A 2,173-nucleotide genomic window follows, 5' to 3' on the forward strand; every position below is an offset into this window, starting at 1 on the left:
GCCGTCCTAAACGCCGTGGCGGTGATCAGTGAAGCGGTGGCCTCCATGCCCTGCTACCTGTACCGGGTAACACGTACCAACGGCGTAGAGGCCCGCGCCTGGTTAGCCGATCATCCTGTTGATGTGTTGCTGAATGAGCGTCCGAACGATTGCCAGACCCCTTACCAGTTCAAACGCACCCTAATGCGCCATTGCCTGCTGAATGGTAACGCCTATGCAGTGATCAAGTGGGGTAAAGACGGCCAGCCACAATCCCTACACCCTTACCCACCGCGTGCCGTGGTACCGAAACGCCTGGATGAACACCGCTACGCCTACACCATTACCGAACCCTTTAGCGGTCGAGTGCGAACCTACCTGCAGGAAGAAATCTTGCATCTGCGTTATTCAACCGATGATGGTTTCTTGTCCCGCTCACCGGTCAGCATCTGCCGGGAAACGCTGGGGCTAGGCATGGCCCAACAGCGCCACGGTGCCAGCATCATGCGCGATGGCATGATGGCTTCGGGGATCGTTAAGGCCAAAGAATGGCTGGACAGCGTTAACGGCAAAAAGGCAATGGATGCCCTGGAGCGTTACAAAGGGGCCAGGAATGCCGGTAAAACGCCGATCCTTGAAGGGGGGATGGAGTACGAGCAATTGGGCATGAGCAACCAAGATGCTGAATGGCTGGCCTCTCGCCGCTTCACCATTGAAGACGTTGCCAGGATCTTCAATATCAGCCCGATCTTCCTGCAAGAGTATTCCAACAGCACTTACAGCAACTTCAGCGAAGCCAGCCGCGCCTTCCACGCCATGACGATGCGCCCCTGGTTGACCAACTTTGAGCAGCAGCTTAAAGCCGCCTTGCTGTTGGTTTCCCCGTCTTCCGGCTCCCGCTACTTGGTGGAGTTTGACACTACCGACCTGCTGCGCGCCAATCCGCAGGATCGCTTCAAGAGCTACGAGACGGCGATCAAGTCCGGCGTGATGTGTCCGAACGAAGCCCGCGAACGTGAAGGGATGTCGCCACGCGAAGGCGGGGAAGAGTTTAGCCAGGCATGGAAACAGACGGTTGAAGTGAAAGGCGGTGTGGCAAATGACTGAATTAATCAGCTTGAAAGAGGCAAAAATACACTGCCGTATTGATGATTATTTTGAGGATGAAGACGACCTGCTTAGGGGGTATATCGCTGCATCGTTGGAAGTCTGCCAGAAACACATTGGTAAACGCTTCGGTAATGACCTGGAGTTTAACCCGGCCATTAAGGTGGGGTGCCTGCTGTATATCAGCATGCTCTATGAAAACCGGGAAATGATTTCTGCTGTGGCGCTTGAAGAGGTACCGCTGACCATCTCCCACCTGTGGAGTGTGTACCGTGATCCGGGGGTGTACTGATGCCCTTTCATCCCCTGAAGCGCTGCACCTATCCGGGTTGCCGCAATCGCGTGAAGTCTGGCCGCTGCCCTGAGCACAAGCGCCAGGCTAACGCCACACTGACCGCCAGCCGTGGCACCCGCACCGAGCGCGGTTACTCCAACCGCTGGGGCCAATATCGCCTGAGCTACCTCAAGGCACACCCGCTGTGTGTTGAATGTGAGAAGGAAGGGATCTACACCCCGGCCAAGATAGTCGATCACATCATCCCGATCGAGGGTGAAGGCGATGTGCTGTTCTGGCCTGCCAGCAATCATCAAGGGTTATGCGTCAGCCATCACAGCCGCAAGACCGCCACCCAAGACCCACTCACCAAGCAACAGCGCAAGGCCGGTAAGTTCCGTAAGCAAGAAGAAGCCGCCGCCCGTCGCTGGGATTGGTTGCATGAAGGTAACGAACATGACTGAACAAGACATTAATCAGTTGGTTAGAGGCTTGGAGCGTAGCCGTGACGGGTTTATGAAGCGCCACGGCAAGACGCCTGAACAAGCCACAGGCAAGCGCCTATCACAGCGTGACCGTGAGCTTGCCGAGGCATTCAGGAACCGATAGCGGGCCGCTCAGGCCGGGTGGGGGGAGTTTTCAGGACAAAGCCCCTCACCGCAGGAACCACCCGCCCCCTCAAATTTTTACGCGCGGCATTTTTTTTCACAGCAGTAAGGCACAGGAAACAGAAACGTTATGGCAAGACCGCCCAAGCCTCCCGCTTATTTTGACGAGATCGCCACCGCAGAGTGGAAAGCGAGAGCCAAGCAA

General features: G+C 56.3%; 4 protein-coding genes. All 4 read left to right on the forward strand.

Annotated elements, in window-relative coordinates:
• The coding region (locus IV04_RS20430) for a phage portal protein (RefSeq protein ID WP_037441301.1) at positions 1–1,086 on the forward strand (1,086 nt) is incomplete at its 5' end.
• Positions 1,079–1,378 carry a head-tail connector protein gene (locus IV04_RS20435; RefSeq protein WP_037395083.1) on the forward strand — a complete coding sequence of 100 codons (300 nt, stop codon included), beginning with the start codon at positions 1,079–1,081 and terminating at the stop codon, positions 1,376–1,378. The genes IV04_RS20430 and IV04_RS20435, both read left to right, overlap by 8 nt.
• The gene (locus tag IV04_RS20440) at positions 1,378–1,824 is read left to right on the forward strand and encodes an HNH endonuclease signature motif containing protein (protein WP_037395080.1); all 447 of its coding nucleotides are present in this window, start codon (positions 1,378–1,380) and stop codon (positions 1,822–1,824) included. Before IV04_RS20435 ends, IV04_RS20440 begins: the two co-directional genes overlap by 1 nt.
• On the forward strand, positions 1,817–1,969 hold the full coding sequence (locus IV04_RS26615) for a hypothetical protein (protein WP_197062136.1): 153 nt from the start codon (positions 1,817–1,819) through the stop codon (positions 1,967–1,969). The genes IV04_RS20440 and IV04_RS26615 overlap by 8 nt, the downstream gene beginning before the upstream one ends.
• Positions 1,970–2,173: the final 204 nt, after the last annotated feature.

It is taken from the genome of Serratia sp. Ag1, from assembly GCF_000743355.1.
Taxonomy (GTDB): Bacteria; Pseudomonadota; Gammaproteobacteria; order Enterobacterales; family Enterobacteriaceae; genus Chania.